The sequence below is a fragment of the Streptomyces sp. NPDC001410 genome (assembly GCF_042895235.1).
Lineage (GTDB): Bacteria > Actinomycetota > Actinomycetes > Streptomycetales > Streptomycetaceae > Streptomyces.
In genome coordinates this window covers 391521-409207 of record NZ_JBIAWE010000009.1, presented here as the reverse complement: position 1 = coordinate 409207, position 17687 = coordinate 391521, and the positions used below count along the sequence as shown (strand labels likewise).

Below are 17687 nucleotides of genomic sequence, written 5' to 3'. Positions count from 1 at the left end.
TCAAGTCCTTCGGAAACGGCTAGGGGGTTCCGTCCGGAGGGCGCCGGGGAGGCCGGCGGGTCCGGCGGAGTGGGCAGACCTGTTCCGCCCCCGCGCGACAGGTCCGTGGCGGGGAGGTCGGCCCTTGGCCTAGCCGGGGAAGACCGGGATGTCCCGGTGCCGTTCCCGGGTCCCGGGCGCGTCGACGCGCGCGGTGGTGCCGGGCAGGAGCCGCAGGGGCGCCCGGCCGTCGCGGGTGACGGCGTACGCGTCACCGTGGCGGGTTGCGGTGCCGTCGGCCGCCTGCTTGCCGAGCACGCCGTCCGGGTCTCCGGTCGGCGCGGGCTGGGCGGGGGCGTCGACGGCCGCGGCGGCGCGGTGCACGGGGGTGTGCGTCAGGGCCTGGGGGGCTTGCGCCGGGAGCGTGAAGTCCGGTCCGTACATGGCGGTCTGCGACGGTGCGGAGACGGCGGTACGGGCCTCGGCGCCGGGTCGGTCGGCCTTGCCCGCCGCCGGTGCCGCGCTGTCGTGCCCGTCCGCCCCGGGTTCCGGGGTGACCGGCGCGGGCAGCGGGTACACGGGCGGCACGGAGACCTCCGGGACCTCCGGAAGCTTCGGCAGCGGCACGGAGGGCGCGGCGGGCAGCGCGCGCGCCTGGGCCCGCGTCTCTTCGAGGGCCTGGGAGGTCGTCCGCACGACCTTCCGTACGGGGGTGACGACCCGTTCGGTGACGGTTCGTACCGTGTCCTCGTGCCCGGTCACCGGGACCACTGAGGTCACCGGAGTCCGCTCGGCCGCCTGGGCCTGCTCGCCGCAGAGGAACCCGAGCAGGAACAAACCGCCGACCAGCAGTGCCAGTTGCAGCGCACGCCGCCCGGCCGCCGTACGCAGCACGCGCACAGCGGTACCGAACACAGTGGCTGGCAGGGTCAAGAGGAGAGACTTCCGGTCGGCGCGGCGGGGGGTGGCGGCGGCTTCGATCCTCGCACGGTCGGCCCGAGGTAGCGCAACCCCCCTATTACCGATGGGTAGTCATGTCCCTTTTCCGGCCCGCCGTCACGCGGTGTCCGGTATGGGCAGCGGGCGCTTCTCGATCGCCGCCGCCATCACCTCCGGGAACAGGTCGGGCGTGCAGGCGAAGGCGGGTGCGCCGAGCGCCCCGAGCGCGGCCGCGTGCTCACGGTCGTAGGCGGGCGCTCCCTCGTCCGACAGTGCGAGCAGGGCCACGAACTGCACCCCGGACGCCTTCATCGCCGCGACCCGCTTGAGCATCTCGTTGCGGATGCCGCCCTCGTAGAGGTCACTGATCAGCACGACCACCGTCTCGGCGGGCCGGGTGATCTGCGACTGGCAGTAGGCGAGCGCCCGGTTGATGTCCGTGCCGCCGCCGAGCTGGGTGCCGAAGAGGACGTCGACCGGGTCGTCCAGCTGGTCGGTGAGGTCCACGACCGCCGTGTCGAACACGACCAGCCGGGTGTCGATCGACCGCATGGAGGCGAGCACCGCCCCGAACACCGACGCGTAGACCACGGACGCAGCCATCGAGCCCGACTGGTCGATGCAGAGGATGACCTCCTTCTTCACCGACTGCGCGGCCCGCCCGTACCCGATGAGCCGCTCCGGCACGATCGTGCGGTACTCGGGCAGGTAGTGCTTGAGGTTGGCCGCGATGGTGCGGTTCCAGTCGATGTCGTGGTGGCGCGGCCGGCTGATGCGCGCGCTGCGGTCCAGGGCGCCGGTGAGGGTGGCCCGGGTACGGGTGGCGAGGCGCTTCTCCAGGTCCTCGACCACCTTGCGCACGACCGCCCGTGCCGTCTCCTTCGTCGTCTCCGGCATCGCCTTGTTGAGCGAGAGCAGCGTGCCGACCAGGTGCACGTCGGCCTCCACCGCCTCCAGCATCTCCGGCTCCAGCAGCAGCGCGGCCAGCCCGAGCCGGTCGATGGCGTCGCGCTGCATGACCTGGACGACGGAGGACGGGAAGTAGGTGCGGATGTCCCCGAGCCAGCGCGCCACGGACGGCGCCGAGGCACCGAGTCCCGCCGAACGGTCCCGCCCCGTCTGCGGCTTGTCCCCCTTGCCGTACAGCGCGGTGAGCGTGCCGTCCATCGCCGCGTCCCGGCCGGACAGGGCGCATCCGGTGCCGTCGGCCTGGTCGCCGCCGAGCACCAGCCGCCAGCGCCGCAGCCGTTCGCGCGCAGGGTCGGCGTACTCGGCCGGTGCCCCGGCCGCCATCGGTTCGGCTGTCATCGGTTCGGCTGTCATGTGCCCACCCCCGCAAGGCTGTTGTCGTGAGGTGCCGCGTGCTCCTGCTCCGCGTCCAGACCGAGCAGCAGCCGCACCACCGGCAGCACGGCGTCCGCGCGCTCGGTGTCCGGTTCGGCGGCGAAGCCGGGCGGTCCGGCCGCCGGGGCCGTCGGGCCGGTGGTCCCTCCGGGCCCGCGCCGCACCAGTTCGCCGAGGGTTCTGCGCACTCCGGACTCGTACGCCGAGAACGTCCGCCGCAGCAGCGGCAGTACGTCCGTGAACGCCTCCGCCGGCACCCCTGTCAGCCAGTCATCGACCAGGCCGAGCAGCCGCTCGTCGTGCACCAGCAGCATGCCGCCCCCGCCGCCGACGAAGCCATCGATCCAGGCGGCCGCGTCGGCGGGCGGCGTTCCCGGCGAGAGCACCAGGCCCATCAGCCGGGCCGCCTCCTCGGGCCGCAGTTCGCCGTCGTCCAGCAGCAGCCGGACGGCCCGCCCCCGTACGACACCGGGCACGGTGTCCCGCAGGGCCAGGGTGCGCAGCACGGAGCGCCAGCGGCCGCGCAGGTCCCCCTGGCCGGTGTCCGAGGTGCCGGTCAGGGTCTCCGCCAGGAGTCCCACGGCGCCGTGCACGGCGTCGACATGGCCGCGCATCTCCTCCGCCGCGTCCGCGTCCAGGGCGGTGCAGGCCGGCGGGAGGCCGACGAAGACCCGCTCGGCGAGGCCCGCCGCGACACCGGCCAGCGCGCCGGTGTCGGTGCCGCGCACATCGCCGTAGCGCAGCGAGCGGACCAGGGCGGGCAGCGCCTGGGCGAGGTGGCCGACGTCCGAGTCGAGGGCCGCCCGGTCGGCGAGCACCCGCATCACCACCGGCAGCGCGTCCGGCAGCCCGGCCAGCAGGCAGCGCTCGGCGAGCGCGGTGACCTCCGCGAGGGCTTCCGCGGTGGTCGCCTCCGCCTCCGCCCTCGCCGTGGCCGCGGCGAGCACGGTCGTCCCCCACACCCCCGCCTCGGCGACCCGCACCGACAGCTCCGGCTCCCAGCGCAGCCGCCAGGTCTCCCGGAAGGTGCCCGTACTCCCCCGCGACTCGGCCGGCTCGCCCCAGCCGACGCCGAGCAGCCGCAGGCGGTGCAGCAGCCTGCTGCGGCCGGCGTCGGTCTCCTTGCGCAGGTCCAGCTCCAGCTCGCGCTCCAGCGCCTCCGGCTTGAGCCGCAGCCGGCGCTGCTCCCGGGCCAGGTCGCGCTGCAACGGCACCGCGGGCGCCGCCTCCGGCACCTCCCCCAGCACGTCCCCGACCACCAGCCGGTCGTGCACCAGCGCCAGCGGTACGTCCGAGCCGTCGCACATCACCGCGCGCACGGCGTCGGTGGTCTCACTCAGGCCGGGCAGCGGCCGGCCGCGCATGGCCGCGAGCGTCCCGGCGAGCCGCACCGCCTCGATGACGTGCGCGGAGGAGACGATCCGGTCCTCCTCGCGCAGCAGCCCCGCCACCTTGGTCAGCCACCGCTCGACCGGCCGGTCCGGCGCCCGGAACAGATGCCCGTACCAGCCCGGCGAGTCGATCCCGGCGCCGTACCCGCTCGACCGGGCCAGCCTGCGGTGCGTCCACGGCACCCAGGTCAGGTCGGCCTTGACCTTGGGCAGCCCCTTCAGCAGCGCCCGGTCCGCGGTGACGGCGGTCTTCTCCCGCAGTGCGGGCACGTGCCACGCCCCACACACCACGGCCACCGCATCCCCGAACTCCTTGCGGGCGGCACGCACTTGGAGCCTCATGTGAGCCTCCCGCACCAGGTCGCGGGGGCGCCCGCCGGCGCCGTAGCGCTCCCGCAGCGCCGTCATGGCCTCCTCCAGTGCGGCGAACGGCGCGAAGGGGTCCGACTGCCCCGGGCCCCGGTGCTCGACGACGTCCTCCCACCAGCGCTCGGGATCGTCGTACCCGGCGGCCTCGGCGAGCACGGCGAGGGGGTCGACGCGCAGGTCCCGCACAGCACCCGGGTCGCCCTCGGTGTCCGCGTCGTCCTCACCGCCCTCGCCGCACTTGTCGCCCCTGTCGTCCCCGGCGCCCTTGTGGTTCCCGTCGCCCTTGTCGTTCCCGTCGTCCCCGTCACCCTTGTCGTCCTCGTCGGACAGCGCCACCGGCTCGGGCTCCCAGGCCAGCGTGTGTGTGGCGGGCAGGTCGATGAAGCGGGCCGGGACGCCCTGTTCGAGGGCCCAGCGGATCGCGACCCACTCGGGGCTGAACTCGGCCAGCGGCCAGAACGCCGAGCGGCCGGGCTCGTCCACGGCGTGGCCGAGCAGGGCGACCGGCGGCCGCATGTCCGGGTCGGCGGCGAGCGGGATCAGCGCGTCGGCCTCCGGCGGCCCCTCGATCAGTACGACACCGGGCCGGGCGGCCTCCAGGGCGGCCCGCACCGCACGCGCGGAGCCGGGCCCGTGGTGCCGCACACCGAGCAGCAGCGGCCCGGAGGCACGGGCCCTGCCCCACGTGGAGTCGTCGCTCACACGCTCACCTCCCGGCAGGCCCGGTAGAAGTCCTTCCAGCCGTCGCGCTCGCGGACGACCGTCTCCAGGTACTCCTGCCAGATGACGCGGTCGGCCGCCGGGTCGCGGACGACGGCGCCGAGGATGCCGGCGGCGACGTCGCCCGGGCGCAGCACGCCGTCACCGAAGTGGGCGGCCAGTGCGAGGCCGTTGGTGACGACGGAGATCGCCTCGGCGGTGGACAGCGTGCCGCTCGGCGACTTCAGCTTCGTCCGGCCGTCGGCGGTCATCCCGTCGCGCAGCTCACGGAAGACCGTCACGACCCGGTGGATCTCCTCGATGCCGTCGGGCACGGCCGGCAGATCGAGGGAGCGGCCGATCTGCTCGACGCGGCGCGTGACGATGTCGACCTCGGCGTCGGCGCTCTCCGGCAGCGGCAGCACCACGGTGTTGAAGCGGCGGCGCAGCGCGCTGGAGAGGTCGTTGACGCCCCGGTCGCGGTCGTTGGCGGTGGCGATGAGGTTGAAGCCGCGGACCGCCTGCACCTCCTGGCCCAGCTCCGGTATCGGCAGGGTCTTCTCGGACAGGATCGTGATCAGCGTGTCCTGCACGTCGGCCGGGATGCGGGTCAGCTCCTCCACCCGGGCCGTCATGCCGTCGGCCATGGCCCGCATGACGGGGCTGGGCACCAGGGCGTCGCGGCTGGGGCCGTGCGCGAGCAACTGCGCGTAGTTCCAGCCGTAGCGGATCGCCTCCTCCGGCGTGCCCGCCGTGCCCTGCACCAGCAGGGTCGAGTCGCCGCTGACCGCGGCCGCCAGGTGCTCCGACACCCAGGTCTTGGCCGTGCCGGGCACGCCGAGCAGCAGCAGCGCGCGGTCGGTGGCGAGAGTGGTGACGGCGACCTCGACTAGACGGCGCGGGCCCACGTACTTCGGTGTGATCACGGTGCCGTCCGGCAGGGTGCCTCCGAGCAGATACGTCGCCACCGCCCACGGCGACAGTTGCCAGCGCTCCGGGCGCGGGCGGTCGTCCTGCGCGGCCAGCGCCGCGAGTTCGGCGGCGAAGGCGTGCTCGGCGTGCGGTCGCAACGCCTGCGAACCCTTGCTCCCGCTCGCTTCGACGGACGTCGGTTCCACGGACACAGTCATGGCTGAGGCCCCCTCCAGCTCGGCCGGTTCGGATCTGGCATCCACCGTGCACCACGCCACTGACAATCGCTCCGACCTGCGCAAACGCGCTCGCAGGGCCGATTGTCAGTGGCGGGATCTACGGTCGGTGGCATGACTGAGCAGGGGGTGCGCTGGACCGCGGAGCAGGTGCTGGCGCTGGCGCCTGACGCCGCGTCACGCAAGGCGGGAAGCAAGCTGGGCACGGCCGGACCGTGGTCCGAGTCGGGCAGCGGAGAGGGGACGGTGTGGGGGCTGTGCAAGGGCAGTGGCAGCAGGCCGTACCAGACGGTGGTGGACCTGGCGGACGTCGCCGGGCCCGCGTACAAGTGCAGTTGCCCGAGCCGGAAGTTCCCGTGCAAGCACGCGCTCGGGCTGCTGCTGCTGTGGGCGGAGGGGGACGGCGCGGTGCCGGCGGTGGCCGAGCCGCCGGAGTGGGCCGAGCAGTGGCTCTCGGGCAGACGTAAGCGCGCGGAGAGCAAACGGACGGAGAGCGGCGGGAGTTCCGCGACCGGGTCCACTGACCCGGAGGCGGTGCGGCGCCGGGCGGAGCGCCGGGCCGAGCGGGTCACGGCGGGCGCGACGGAGCTGGAGCAGCGCCTCGCGGACCTGCTGCGCGGCGGCCTGGCCTCGGCCGAACAGGCGGGATACGGGATGTGGGACGAGACGGCGGCCCGCATGGTCGACGCGCAGGCCCCCGGACTGGCGTCCCGAGTGCGGGAGTTGGGGGCGGTGCCCGCCTCCGGTCCGGGCTGGCCGGCGCGCCTGCTGGAGGAGTGCGCTCTGCTGCATCTCCTCGACCAGGGCTGGCTGGGCCGCGTCCGGCTGCCGGACGCCCTCGCGGACACGGTCCGCTCCCGGCTCGGCCTGCCCGCTTCGGCGGACGGCCCGCCGGTGCGCGACCGCTGGCTGGTCCTCGCCCAGTACGACACGGTCGACCCGAAACTGACGACGCGCCGGATATGGCTCCACGGCGCCGAGTCGGGCCACACCCGGCTGCTCCTCTCCTACGGCGCGGCCGGACGGGCGCCGGAACTGTCACTGCCGGTCGGTCTGGCGCTGGAGGCCGACCTGTCCGTGTTCCCCGGCGCCGGACAGCTGCGGGCGGCCCTGGGCGAGCAGCACGCCCCGCCCGCGCCCGTCGCCCTGCGCCCGCCGGGCGTGAGCACGGCCCAGGCGGCGGCCCGCTACGGCGACGCCCTGTGCGAGGACCCCTGGCTGGAGTCGGTCCCGGTCACGCTGGACCGCGTCATACCGACGCCGGACACCCAGCCGGGCTCCTGGCAACTGGCCGACGCCGAAGGGGACTCGGCGCTCCCGCTCACCCCGTCCGCCCGCTCCCGCCCGGGCCTGTGGCGCCTGGTCGCCCTCTCCGGCGGCGCCCCCGTCAAGGTCTTCGGCGAGTGCGGCCATCGCGGCTTCACCCCGCTGACGGCCTGGCCCGAGGGCCCGGGCGCCCCGGTGACGCTGTGCTGACCTGCCCGACCACCGAGGGACACGAAGAGAAGGGATCGTGATGCACGCAACCCCGGCCGCGACGGCCGGCCAGGCCCTGACCCCACCCTCCTGGGAGGACCTCGTCACCACCGCTCTCCTCGGCACCGACCGGCGCCCTGCGGCGCCGGCCGTGCCCGGGCGGGAAGCGCCCGTGGCCCTGCTGGACGCCGCCGCCGTGGCCACCCTGCGCCGGCGGGCGGGGCTGCGGCCCGGACCGGCCGCGCCGCGGCCGGAGCCCGCTCCCGAGGATCCGCGTCCGGCGCTGCCGGCCGCCGCCGCGCGCAGGCTCGCGCTGCTGCTGGCCGACCGCTCCGGCGGCCAGGGCGGTGGCAGGCGGGGCAGCGCACCGGACCTCATGGAGCTGCTCCCGCAGTGGCTCGCGGCGGCCAACGCCCACGGGTACGCGGCGCCCCCGCAGGCGCTGCCCGCACTGCTGGACGCCGCCCGGGGCCGCACGGATCTGCGGCCGGCGGCGCTGGCGTTCGCTGGGCCGCGGGCGCTGTGGCTGGCCCGGCTGAACCCGGACTGGCGGTTCGCCCTGCGCTCGGCACCGGGCGGCGGAGCGACGCTGCCCGACCCCGAGGACGACGAGGCGGTGCAACGGCTGTGGCAGGAGGGCCTGTTCGCCGAGCGGGTCGCCCTGCTGTCCGCCCTGCGCGCCCGCACGCCCGGCCCCGCCCGGGAGCTGCTGACCACGACCTGGGCGACGGAGCGGGCCGAGGACCGGCTGATGTTCCTCGACGCGCTGCGCACGGGCCTGTCCGCCGAGGACGAGCCGTTCCTCGAGCAGGCCCTGGGCGATCGCAGCCGCAACGTCCGGGCGACTGCGGCGGAGCTGCTGTCCGCGCTGCCGGGCTCGGCGCTCGCCGGGCGGATGGCGGTGCGGGCCACCGCCTGCGTGGCCGTCGACCACATGGGGAACAGGCCCACGATCGTCGTGGAGGCACCCCTCGAATGCGACCCGGACATGGAGCGGGACGGCGTGGCGGCCAAGCCCCCGACAGGCCGAGGTGAACGGTCGTGGTGGCTGGGCCAGTTGGTGGAGGCGGCGCCGCTCGGCACCTGGCCGGGCCGGCTGGGCGGACGTACCCCGGAGCAGATCGTGGCGCTGCCGGTGGCCGACGGCTGGCAGGGCGAACTGCACGCGGCCTGGTGCCGGGCGGCGGTGCGGCAGCGGGACGCCGCGTGGTCGAGGGCGCTGCTCGGGGTGCCATCGGCGCCGGAGGCCGGCGGGCCCGGGGCGGTGTCCCTGGCGGAGCGGGCGAAGCTGCTGGCCACGATGGAGGACGGGGAGCGGGCCGAGTGGGTGGCGGGATTCATCGCGACCCACGGCCTGTCCGAGGCGTTCCAGCTGCTCGGGGTGTGCGACATCCCCTGGGGCGCCCTGCTCGGCCGGGCCGTGGTGGACGCCCTCAATATCGCCCGGGACGCGGGCAGTTACCCCTGGAGCTTCAGCGGGGTGATGGGACTGGCCGAGCGCTGCCTGGACCCGGCCGAGGCCGCCCGCCTGGACGGCCTGCTGGCGATACCCGACGAGCGCGAGGACGCCTCGCCCGGCGCCGGGGGTTACTGGGCGGAGGCGTTCCAACGGCTGGTGAGCACGCTGCGGTTGCGGGCGGCGATGGCCGCGGAGTTGAGCGAAACTTCCGGCACTTGAGGACGAGCCGCCGCGAAATCCAGCCCGTCCGGCGCTTGAGGACGAGGCCGTTCAGGCCGAAGCGGGGGTCTGGGGGCGGCAGCCCCCAGCGACCGCAACAACAACTCAGCGCACCGTCGGCCCAACCGCCGGAGGCACACGCACGTTCTCCCGGACCCACTCCACGATCGCCGTGGTGGTCGCGCCGGGCGTGAAGATCGCCGCGACCCCTTTCTCCTTCAGCGGCGGAATGTCCTCCTCCGGGACGATGCCGCCGCCGAAGACGAGGATGTCCGCGGCGTCGCGCTCCTTGAGGAGGTCGATGACGGCGGCGAAGAGGGTGTTGTGAGCGCCCGAGAGGATGGACAGGCCGATCGCGTCGGCGTCCTCCTGGATGGCGGTGTCGACGATCTGTTCCGGCGTCTGGTGAAGCCCGGTGTAGATGACCTCCATACCGGCGTCGCGCAGCGCCCGCGCGATGACCTTGGCCCCACGATCGTGGCCGTCGAGCCCCGGCTTGGCGACCACCACGCGGATCGGACCGGCTGCCACACCCATCACTGCCTCCATCAAGCGACCACGGAAGCGGCCGCTTCCGTCCGTACCGACAAGTACCGCATATCTGGCACGTTCCGCCACCCGTCGGGAAGTGAACGAACGTTATCTCCAGCATCCCGCAACCGGCGGTTTTACGGTGCGCAGCGAGGGGGAAATCACACGGTGGGACATGAGGGCGCACGGGGGATCGAGCCGTCTCTCCGTGTGCCGACAGGAGGTCGGCCCATGAAGGTCACCGGGGTACTGCCACTCTTCCTCCCGCTCTACCGGCGCCTGTGGCCCGGCAGACTGGTCGAACTGTCCATGGCCCTCCTCAAGGCGACCGCGCTCGAGGCCGCGATCCTGGCCGGCCACCTGCTGCTGTATCCGACCGGCCTCACCCAGGAGCGCCGCTCCCCCGCGCTCCCCGCCGGGGACGGTGCCACCCGGCTGCCCGACCGGGCCGGACCCCCGGTCGTCCTGCTGCACGGCTTCATCGACAACCGCTCGGTCTTCGTCCTGCTGCGCCGCAATCTCGCCCGGAACGGCAGGCAGCGCGTCGAATCGCTCAACTACTCCCCGCTGACCTGCGACATTCGCACCGCTGCCGAACTGCTGGGGCGGCACGTCGAGGAGATCTGCGAGCGCACCGGAAACGGCCAGGTCGACATCGTGGGGCACAGCCTCGGCGGGTTGATCGCCCGTTATTACGTACAGCGCCTGGGCGGTGACCTGCGGGTGCGCACCCTGGTCACGCTGGGCACCCCGCACTCCGGCACCCGCGCCGTACCGCTGGCCAGCGCCCATCCGATCGTGCGGCAGATGCGGCCCGGCTCGGAGGTGATCGAGGAGCTGACCCGGCCCGCGCCGGGCTGCCGGACGCGGTTCGTCAGCTTCTGGAGCGACCTCGACTCCGTGATGGACCCGCCGGAGACGGCCTGCATCGACCACCCCGACCTGGACGCCCTGAACGTCCGGGTGACCGGGATCGGCCACCTCGCGCTGCCGGTGCACCCCGCGGTGGCGGCCGGAATACGCGACGCGCTCGACAACACCCTGCCCGAGGAACCGCTCAGCGACGGCGTGACGGTGGCCTGAGGGCGGCGGCCGACGGGCGGTCGGGGCGACGGCATGGGCGCGGCACAGCCGGTCCACAGATGACGCACGGCCATCTGACATCGAACACTCTTCGAACACAAGGCCAAACTCGTGTCCGTCGTCCGCCAAAACACGGCTGATTGCCCGTTTCCGGCCCACGTGAAACCGGCCGAAGATTGTCGCGCCCGCGTACCGCCGGGTACAGTCGCCGCACTGCTCTGGCAGCCCCTGTTGTCGAGGCGAAAGAGAAGTTGGTGAACGATCGTCACCCGTCGGGGACCATGACCACCCCGGCCCCGGCTTCCGACGCCTCCACCGCGCAGTACGCGCAGTACTACGGGGTTCAGGAAGCCCAGTACGACGACCTCACCACGTACGGCGGCTACGACGCCACAGGTTTTGCGGGCTGCACCACCGGCACCGGATCCTTCGCCACCGACCCGCTCTTCGGCGGCCTCCCGGGCAACGAGCAGCACACCGGCACGTACGGCACCACGCAGTGGCAGACCGGCACCGGCCAGACCCTGAACTACGACCCGTACGCGGCCCAGCATCACGCCGCCTACGACTCGGGCGTGTACGACAACACCGCCTGGTCGGTCCCCGCACAGCCCACCGGGAACGACATCAGCGGCCAGTGGGACGCGAGCGCCTGGCTCCAGCCCGACCAGTCCGCCGCCGCCGACCCCACCCAGCAGTGGGAGTGGGGCACGCAGTCGTTCGAGACGGGCACGTACGACGCCACCCAGTGGAACTCCGACGGCGCGGCCGCGCCGCACGAGCAGCTTGCCGAACCATTCGACCACCAGGCCACGGCCACCTTCGAGCAGGTCGGCGAACCATTCGACCACCAGGCCACGGCCACCTTCGAGCAGGTCGGCGAACCGTTCGACCAGCAGGCCACCACCACGTTCGAGCACGTCGGCGAGTTCACCGAAATGCCCTCCGAGGACGGCGAGTTCGGCGACACGGGCGAGCTGCCCGCCGTACCGTCCCTGCTCGACGACCAGGAAGAGGGCACCCCGGCCCCGGCGACCCGCGCGGGCTCCCGCAGTGCGGCGCGTTCCCGGCGCCGTACGCCCCCCAAACGCTCCGCGCTGCTGACCGTCGCCGTGCCCTCGGTCTGTGTGATGGGCGTCGCCGGGATCGCCGCCGCCTCCGTCGGCAGCCTGACCGACGGCAACAAGGACACCACCGCCACCGCCTCGGACGCGCACGCGGTGAAGCCGTCCGTCGCCAACAGCAAGCTGGACTCCCAGCTGCGGACCCTCTCCGCCGGCGCCGACGACTTCGCCGACCGGGCCAGCCGGACGCAGGAGCGCATCGACCTCAAGGCGCAGCAGGAACTGCAGCAGAAGAAGGCGGCCGCGGAGGCCGCGCTCAAGGAGCGGCTGCGTCCCAAGTTCGCGCTGCCGGTCTCGCAGCACGGGCTCAGCGCCTACTTCGGCCAGGCCGGCGTGAACTGGATGTCCGTGCACACGGGCATCGACTTCCCGGTCTCGTACGGCACCACGGTCATGTCCGCCACCGACGGCGTCGTCTCCACGAAGTGGAACAGCGCCTACGGCAACATGATGATCGTGACGGCGAAGGACGGCACGGAGACCTGGTACTGCCACCTCTCCAGCTACCGCGTCGCCTCCGGTACGACCGTCAAGGCCGGAGACGCGATCGCCTACTCCGGCAACTCGGGCAACTCCACCGGCCCGCACCTGCACTTCGAGGTACGGCCGGCGGGCGGGGCGGCCATAGACCCCCTGCCGTGGCTGCGCAGCCACGGCCTGGACCCGACCTGAGCCTTTGACGAACCGAGCCCCGCCGATCCGGCGGGGCTCACTCGTCTCCCTACAGCTTCTCCACCGGCGCGTACCGCAGCAGCAGCCGCTTCGGCTTCCCGTCCCCGAAGTCGATCGTCGCCTGGGCCTTGTCCTCCACGCCCGACACCGCGACGACCGTGCCGAGCCCGAACTGGTCGTGGGTGACCCGGTCGCCGACGGCCAGGGACACGACCGGCTTCTCGGAGGCCCGCCGGGTGGCGAACCCGGACGCGCCCGCCGCCGACGAGCGGGAGCGGGACGAGGACAGCGAGGCCGCGATCCCGGAGGCCGGCCCGGAGGACACCGGGGCGGCGGCTCCCGTCCGCTTCCACTCCACATGGGTGGCCGGGATCTCCTCCAGGAAGCGGGAGGGCGGGTTGTACGACGGCTGGCCCCAGGCGCTGCGCAGCGTGGACCGGGTGAGGTAGAGCCGCTCCCGCGCGCGTGTGATGCCGACGTACGCCAGCCGCCGCTCCTCCTCCAGCTCCTTGGTCTGGCCGAGGGCGCGCATGTGCGGGAAGACGCCGTCCTCCATGCCGGTCAGGAAGACGACCGGGAACTCCAGGCCCTTGGCGGTGTGCAGGGTCATCAGGGTGATGACGCCGGAGCCTTCCTCGTCCTCGTCGGGGATCTGGTCGGAGTCGGCGACCAGCGCGACCTGCTCCAGGAAGTCGGACAGCGCCACCGACTCGCCCTCGCCGCGCTCCTGCTCGAACTCCAGGGCCACGGCCGCGAGTTCCTGGAGGTTCTCGATGCGGGTCTCGTCCTGCGGGTCGGTCGAGGCCTGCAACTCGGCCAGGTAGCCGGTGCGTTCGAGCACCGCCTCCAGGACGGTCGCCGGTCCCGCGCCGGACTCCACGATCGTGCGCAGGTCCTCCATCAGCGTGTTGAACCGCTTGACCGCGTTGGTGGACCGCGCGGCCATGCCGTACGCCTCGTCCACGCGCTTCAGGGCCTGCGGGAAGCTGATCTTCTCGCGCTGGGAGAGGGCGTCGATCATCGCCTCGGCGCGCTCGCCGATGCCCCGCTTGGGGACGTTGAGGATGCGGCGCAGCGGCACCGAGTCCTCGGGGTTGGCGAGGACGCGCAGGTAGGCCAGGACGTCCCGGACCTCCTTGCGCTCGTAGAAGCGGACGCCGCCGACGACCTTGTAGGGCAGGCCGACGCGGATGAAGACCTCTTCGAAGACACGGGACTGGGCGTTGGTGCGGTAGAAGACGGCGACGTCACCGGACTTCGCCTCGCCCGCGTCCGTGAGGCGGTCTATCTCGTCGGCGACGAACTGGGCCTCGTCGTGCTCGGTGTCGGCGACGTAGCCGGTGATCCGGGCGCCCTGGCCGGCGTTGGTCCACAGGTTCTTCGGGCGGCGGGACTCGTTGCGCTCGATGACCGCGTTGGCGGCGGACAGGATGGTCTGCGTGGAGCGGTAGTTCTGCTCCAGCAGGATCGTCGTCGCGTTCGGGTAGTCCTCCTCGAACTGGAGGATGTTGCGGATGGTCGCGCCCCGGAAGGCGTAGATCGACTGGTCCGCGTCACCCACGACGCAGAGTTCGGCGGGCGGGAGGTCGTACTCGTTCGGCGGGGTGTCGACGTCCTCGGGGGCATGCTCGCCGGTGCCGACCAGCTCGCGCACCAGCGCGTACTGGGCGTGGTTGGTGTCCTGGTACTCGTCGACCAGGACGTGCCGGAAGCGGCGGCGGTAGTGCTCGGCGACGTCCGGGAAGGCGCGCAGCAGGTTGACCGTCGTCATGATCAGGTCGTCGAAGTCGAGCGCGTTGGCCTCGCGCAGCCGCGACTGGTAGAGCGCGTAGGCCTGGGCGAGGGTCTTCTCGAAGCCGTCGGCGGCCTGGGCGGCGAAGTCCTCCTCGTCGATCAGCTCGTTCTTGAGGTTGCTGATCTTGGCGCTGAAGGACTTGGGCGGGAAGCGCTTGGGGTCGAGGTCCAGATCGCGGCAGACCAGGGCCATCAGGCGCTTGCTGTCGGCGGCGTCGTAGATGGAGAAGCTCGACGTGAAGCCGAGCTTCTTCGACTCGCGCCGCAGGATCCGTACGCACGCGCTGTGGAAGGTCATGACCCACATCGCGTTCGCGCGCGGGCCGACGAGCTGCTCGACGCGCTCCTTCATCTCGCCCGCGGCCTTGTTGGTGAAGGTGATCGCGAGGATCTGGCCCGGGTGCACGTTCCGCTCGGCGAGCAGGTGGGCGATGCGGTGGGTGAGCACACGGGTCTTGCCGGAGCCTGCGCCGGCGACGATGAGCAGCGGGGAGCCGGCGTGGACGACCGCGGCGCGCTGGTTCTCGTTCAGCCCCTCCAGGAGCGCCGCCGCGTCGAGCGCGGGGCGAGGTGCGCCGTCGCGGTAGTACGCGTCCCGGTCCGGCGGCACATCGAACTTCCCGCCGAACAGATCGTCCGGAAGCGGCTCCGGAGCGTGATCGTCCTCGGGCGGCGGCGGGGGCTCCTCCTCGCGCCCGCGAGGGGCCTGGAGGTCCGCCAGGAAGCTGTCGTCAAAGAGGCTGCTCATCGCTCTCCGAGTCTAGGGCGCCGCACCGACAACCGACTGCCGTCCCGGGAACATGGCCGGTTCGGAAAAGGCGGGTCCTTCGCGCCCCAGGACGGTCGAACAGCCCCTCACACAGCGGAATCACCCCGTGACACGGGAGCGATCCCACACCCAGGTCACGAAAATGTATCGGACATATCGTGCACCAACCTTCACACGAGACACACCAGTTGGCTAGGTTGCGGGGCGGGCCGCACGCCCCCTTCCGGCGAACGTCGCCGATCCGCGCGGCCTCCGCCGAGTCCGGCGCGCCCCCGCACGGTGCCCGGAGCCGGGGACCCACCGAACCTGGGGTGAATCGGCACACGTCCCGTCCCGGGACGAGGGCCGTAGGGCAAACCTTCCGACCACCCGCCCGAACCCGACAGCTAACCCGGTAGGCGGCACATGGAAGGAGTCGCCTCCCTTGGCGTCGCACCGCAAGTCGCGCCCCGCGGGCACACTCGGAGCAGGTTTCCGCACCCCGGTCCTCGCCACCGCCGCCCTCACCTCCGTGGCCGTGCTGTCCCAGACGGCCGACGCCGCTCCCGCGGCCGATGGAAAGCCGAGCCTGGAGGAGGTCGAGAAGAAGGTCGACGACCTCTACCGCCAGGCGGAGTCGGCGACCGAGAAGTACAACGCCGCCAAGGAGCAGACCGGCAAGCAGCGCACCCACATCGACAGCCTGCGCGACGAGGTCGCCCGGCGGACCGCCCGGATGAACAAGGCCCGCGAGGAGCTGGGCACGTTCGCCGCCGCCCAGTACCGGACCGGGACCGCCTCGACCGACACCGCCACCTTCCTGCTCGCGGACAGTCCCCAGGACTACTTCGACGAGAGCCAGCTGATGAACCGGCTGACCTCGCGGCAGAAGAGCGCCGTCGACGACTACGTCACCGAGCAGGCCGCGACCATGAAGAAGCGGCAGGAGGCCGCCAAGAGCCTCCAGACGCTGTCCGAGTCGCAGAACGAACTGCAGACCGCCAAGGCCACCGTCCAGAAGAAGCTCGCCTCCGCGCGCGAGCTGCTGTCCCAGCTGACGGCCGAGGAGAAGGCCCGGCTGGCGGCGATCGAGCGGCAGAAGCAGGAGGAGGCCGCGCGCAAGGCCGCGGAGCTGGCCAAGCAGCAGGCGGCAGCGGCCAAGGCCAAGGAGGAGGCCCAGGCGCAGGCGAGCGGTTCGTCCACGTCCAGCGGCTCGTCCACGTCCAGCGGCTCGTCGACCTCCGGCGGCTCGTCGACGTCCTCCGGGACGTACGCCACCAAGGCCGAGAAGGCGATCGCCTTCGCCCGCGCCCAGATCGGGAAGCCCTACGTGTGGGGCGCCACCGGACCCGGCTCGTACGACTGCTCGGGCCTCACCCAGGCCGCCTGGAAGGCCGCCGGCGTCTCGCTCCCGCGCACCACCTACGACCAGGTGAACGCCGGCACCACGGTCTCCCTGGCCAATGCGCAGCCCGGCGACCTGATCTTCTTCTACGACGACATCAGCCACGTCGGCATCTACATAGGCAACGGCATGATGATCCACGCCCCCAAGCCGGGCGCGTACGTCCGCGAGGAGTCGATCTACTACGGCGGCGAATCGATCATCCACAGCTTTGTCCGACCCGCCTGACCACCACCCCCTTCGTCCAGCCCGACCGTCCCCTTATTCGAAGTTCCGAGCGCCACGCGCGCGCGTGGCCTCCGCGCCCCGCCCGCGCGGCTGCCTAGCATCGGGCCCATGCCCGGCATCTCAGCTCTGCGTACGTGGTGGGCGGGGCGTCCGCCGGCAGCGGGTGCCGCCGTCATGGCGACCGGCATCGTCTCGGTGGGCCTGCATCTGACGGGCCCCGAGACGGTGTCCCGGGTCTTCCTGTGGCTGGCCTGCGTCGCCTGGGTGGCGCTGGCCGCCGACTTCCTCGTACGGCTGGTGGCGCAGCGGGAGCGCTGGGTGGCCGAGGCGCACAGCCCGGGCTCACTCACCGCCGTCGCCGCCACGGCCGTGCTCGGCACCCGGTTCTCGGCGCTCGGCCGGCAGACGCCGGCCGAGGCGGCGCTGGCGCTGGCCGTGGTGCTCTGGCCGGTGCTGCTGTACCTGGTCATACAGCACTGGGAGCGGCACATGCCGGGAGCGGTGTTCCTGTGTTGTGTCGCCACACAGGGGCTTGCGGTGCTGGCGGCCACGCCGGCCGCGGCCGAGACGACGGCCTGGCTCGCGCACGCCGCGCTGGTGCTGTTCTGGCTGGGCCTGGTGCTCTACGGCCTCGCCCTGCCGCGCTTCGATCCGCGGCAGATCCTCGAGGGGGCCGGGGACCACTGGATCGCGGGCGGGGCGCTCGCCATCTCGGGGCTGGCCGGGGCGAAGCTGCTCTCTGCCGACAGTCCGCGGCTGTACCTGTGGAACGACGACGACCGGGGCGTGCTGCGGAACGTGACGGTGGCGCTGGTCTTCCTGGACCTGACCTGGTACGTGGTCCTGCTGGCCGCCGAGGTGGCCCGGCCGCGGCTGCGCTACGACATGCGGCGCTGGGCGACGGTGTTCCCCATGGGGATGACCGGGGCGGCCACGCTGTCGGTGGCGGCCGCCGTGGGCATCGGGTGGCTGAAGGGGCCGGGGCGGGTGCTGGTGTGGGTGGCGGTGGCGGCCTGGGTCGCGGTCGCGGCCGGCGCGGCCCTCGCGGCCCGCGCCGGGATCAGCGGACGGCGCTGAGC

At 73.1% G+C, this 17687-nt stretch carries 12 protein-coding genes and 1 riboswitch; of the genes, 6 read left to right on the top strand and 6 right to left on the bottom strand.

What is annotated here, in order from left to right:
- Window positions 1-129 precede the first annotated feature (129 nt).
- The 4 genes from ACFY3C_RS22450 to ACFY3C_RS22435 form a co-directional block, all read right to left on the bottom strand.
- The gene (locus tag ACFY3C_RS22450) at window positions 130-894 is read right to left on the bottom strand and encodes a hypothetical protein (protein WP_390771980.1); all 765 of its coding nucleotides are present in this window, start codon (window positions 892-894) and stop codon (window positions 130-132) included.
- A 141-nt stretch (window positions 895-1035) separates the two neighbouring features.
- Window positions 1036-2226, bottom strand: coding sequence for a VWA domain-containing protein (locus tag ACFY3C_RS22445; RefSeq protein WP_390771999.1), 1191 nt, complete (start codon window positions 2224-2226; stop codon window positions 1036-1038).
- 11 nt (window positions 2227-2237) lie between these two features.
- A complete protein-coding gene (locus ACFY3C_RS22440; protein WP_390771979.1) occupies window positions 2238-4724 on the bottom strand; it encodes a DUF5682 family protein in 2487 nt (828 codons plus the stop codon).
- Window positions 4721-5851, bottom strand: a complete 1131-nt coding sequence (locus ACFY3C_RS22435) for an AAA family ATPase (protein WP_390771978.1) — start codon at window positions 5849-5851, stop codon at window positions 4721-4723. Before ACFY3C_RS22435 ends, ACFY3C_RS22440 begins: the two co-directional genes overlap by 4 nt.
- 132 nt (window positions 5852-5983) lie before the next feature.
- Here ACFY3C_RS22435 and ACFY3C_RS22430 point away from each other — a divergent pair, with 132 nt between their 5' ends.
- Together ACFY3C_RS22430 and ACFY3C_RS22425 are read left to right on the top strand one after the other, a co-directional pair.
- Window positions 5984-7345, top strand: coding sequence for an SWIM zinc finger domain-containing protein (locus ACFY3C_RS22430; protein ID WP_390771977.1), 1362 nt, complete (start codon window positions 5984-5986; stop codon window positions 7343-7345).
- A 40-nt stretch (window positions 7346-7385) separates the two neighbouring features.
- Window positions 7386-9023, top strand: a complete 1638-nt coding sequence (locus ACFY3C_RS22425; protein ID WP_390771998.1) for a DUF5691 domain-containing protein — start codon at window positions 7386-7388, stop codon at window positions 9021-9023.
- A 105-nt stretch (window positions 9024-9128) separates the two neighbouring features.
- Here the strand turns inward: ACFY3C_RS22425 and ACFY3C_RS22420 are convergent, their stop codons facing one another.
- A complete protein-coding gene (locus tag ACFY3C_RS22420) occupies window positions 9129-9560 on the bottom strand; it encodes a cobalamin B12-binding domain-containing protein (RefSeq protein WP_386578389.1) in 432 nt (143 codons plus the stop codon).
- A 225-nt stretch (window positions 9561-9785) separates the two neighbouring features.
- Here ACFY3C_RS22420 and ACFY3C_RS22415 point away from each other — a divergent pair, with 225 nt between their 5' ends.
- A complete protein-coding gene (locus ACFY3C_RS22415; RefSeq protein WP_390771976.1) occupies window positions 9786-10637 on the top strand; it encodes an esterase/lipase family protein in 852 nt (283 codons plus the stop codon).
- A gap of 254 nt (window positions 10638-10891) precedes the next feature.
- The gene (locus ACFY3C_RS22410; RefSeq protein WP_390771975.1) at window positions 10892-12433 is read left to right on the top strand and encodes a peptidoglycan DD-metalloendopeptidase family protein; all 1542 of its coding nucleotides are present in this window, start codon (window positions 10892-10894) and stop codon (window positions 12431-12433) included.
- A gap of 49 nt (window positions 12434-12482) precedes the next feature.
- On the opposite strand, the gene pcrA is transcribed toward ACFY3C_RS22410, so the two are convergent.
- On the bottom strand, window positions 12483-14975 hold the full coding sequence (gene pcrA / locus ACFY3C_RS22405) for a DNA helicase PcrA (protein WP_390771974.1): 2493 nt from the start codon (window positions 14973-14975) through the stop codon (window positions 12483-12485).
- A 264-nt stretch (window positions 14976-15239) separates the two neighbouring features.
- A riboswitch (cyclic di-AMP (ydaO/yuaA leader) is annotated at window positions 15240-15412 on the top strand.
- Between the two features lie 8 nt (window positions 15413-15420).
- Here pcrA and ACFY3C_RS22400 point away from each other — a divergent pair.
- Together ACFY3C_RS22400 and ACFY3C_RS22395 are read left to right on the top strand one after the other, a co-directional pair.
- Window positions 15421-16608, top strand: coding sequence for an NlpC/P60 family protein (locus ACFY3C_RS22400; RefSeq protein WP_390771973.1), 1188 nt, complete (start codon window positions 15421-15423; stop codon window positions 16606-16608).
- 108 nt (window positions 16609-16716) lie between these two features.
- Window positions 16717-17685, top strand: coding sequence for a tellurite resistance/C4-dicarboxylate transporter family protein (locus ACFY3C_RS22395; RefSeq protein WP_390771972.1), 969 nt, complete (start codon window positions 16717-16719; stop codon window positions 17683-17685).
- The last annotated feature ends 2 nt before the right edge of the window (window positions 17686-17687 follow it).

Bases quoted from the DNA above. Each gene is read 5' to 3' on its own strand.
- ACFY3C_RS22445 (WP_390771999.1), bottom strand. From the start codon at position 2,226: ATGACAGCCGAACCGATGGCGGCCGGGGCACCGGCCGAGTACGCCGAC.
- ACFY3C_RS22435 (WP_390771978.1), bottom strand. From the start codon at position 5,851: ATGACTGTGTCCGTGGAACCGACGTCCGTCGAAGCGAGCGGGAGCAAG.
- ACFY3C_RS22430 (WP_390771977.1), top strand. From the start codon at position 5,984: ATGACTGAGCAGGGGGTGCGCTGGACCGCGGAGCAGGTGCTGGCGCTG.
- ACFY3C_RS22425 (WP_390771998.1), top strand. From the start codon at position 7,386: ATGCACGCAACCCCGGCCGCGACGGCCGGCCAGGCCCTGACCCCACCC.
- ACFY3C_RS22420 (WP_386578389.1), bottom strand. From the start codon at position 9,560: ATGGGTGTGGCAGCCGGTCCGATCCGCGTGGTGGTCGCCAAGCCGGGG.
- ACFY3C_RS22415 (WP_390771976.1), top strand. From the start codon at position 9,786: ATGAAGGTCACCGGGGTACTGCCACTCTTCCTCCCGCTCTACCGGCGC.
- pcrA (WP_390771974.1), bottom strand. From the start codon at position 14,975: ATGAGCAGCCTCTTTGACGACAGCTTCCTGGCGGACCTCCAGGCCCCT.
- ACFY3C_RS22395 (WP_390771972.1), top strand. From the start codon at position 16,717: ATGCCCGGCATCTCAGCTCTGCGTACGTGGTGGGCGGGGCGTCCGCCG.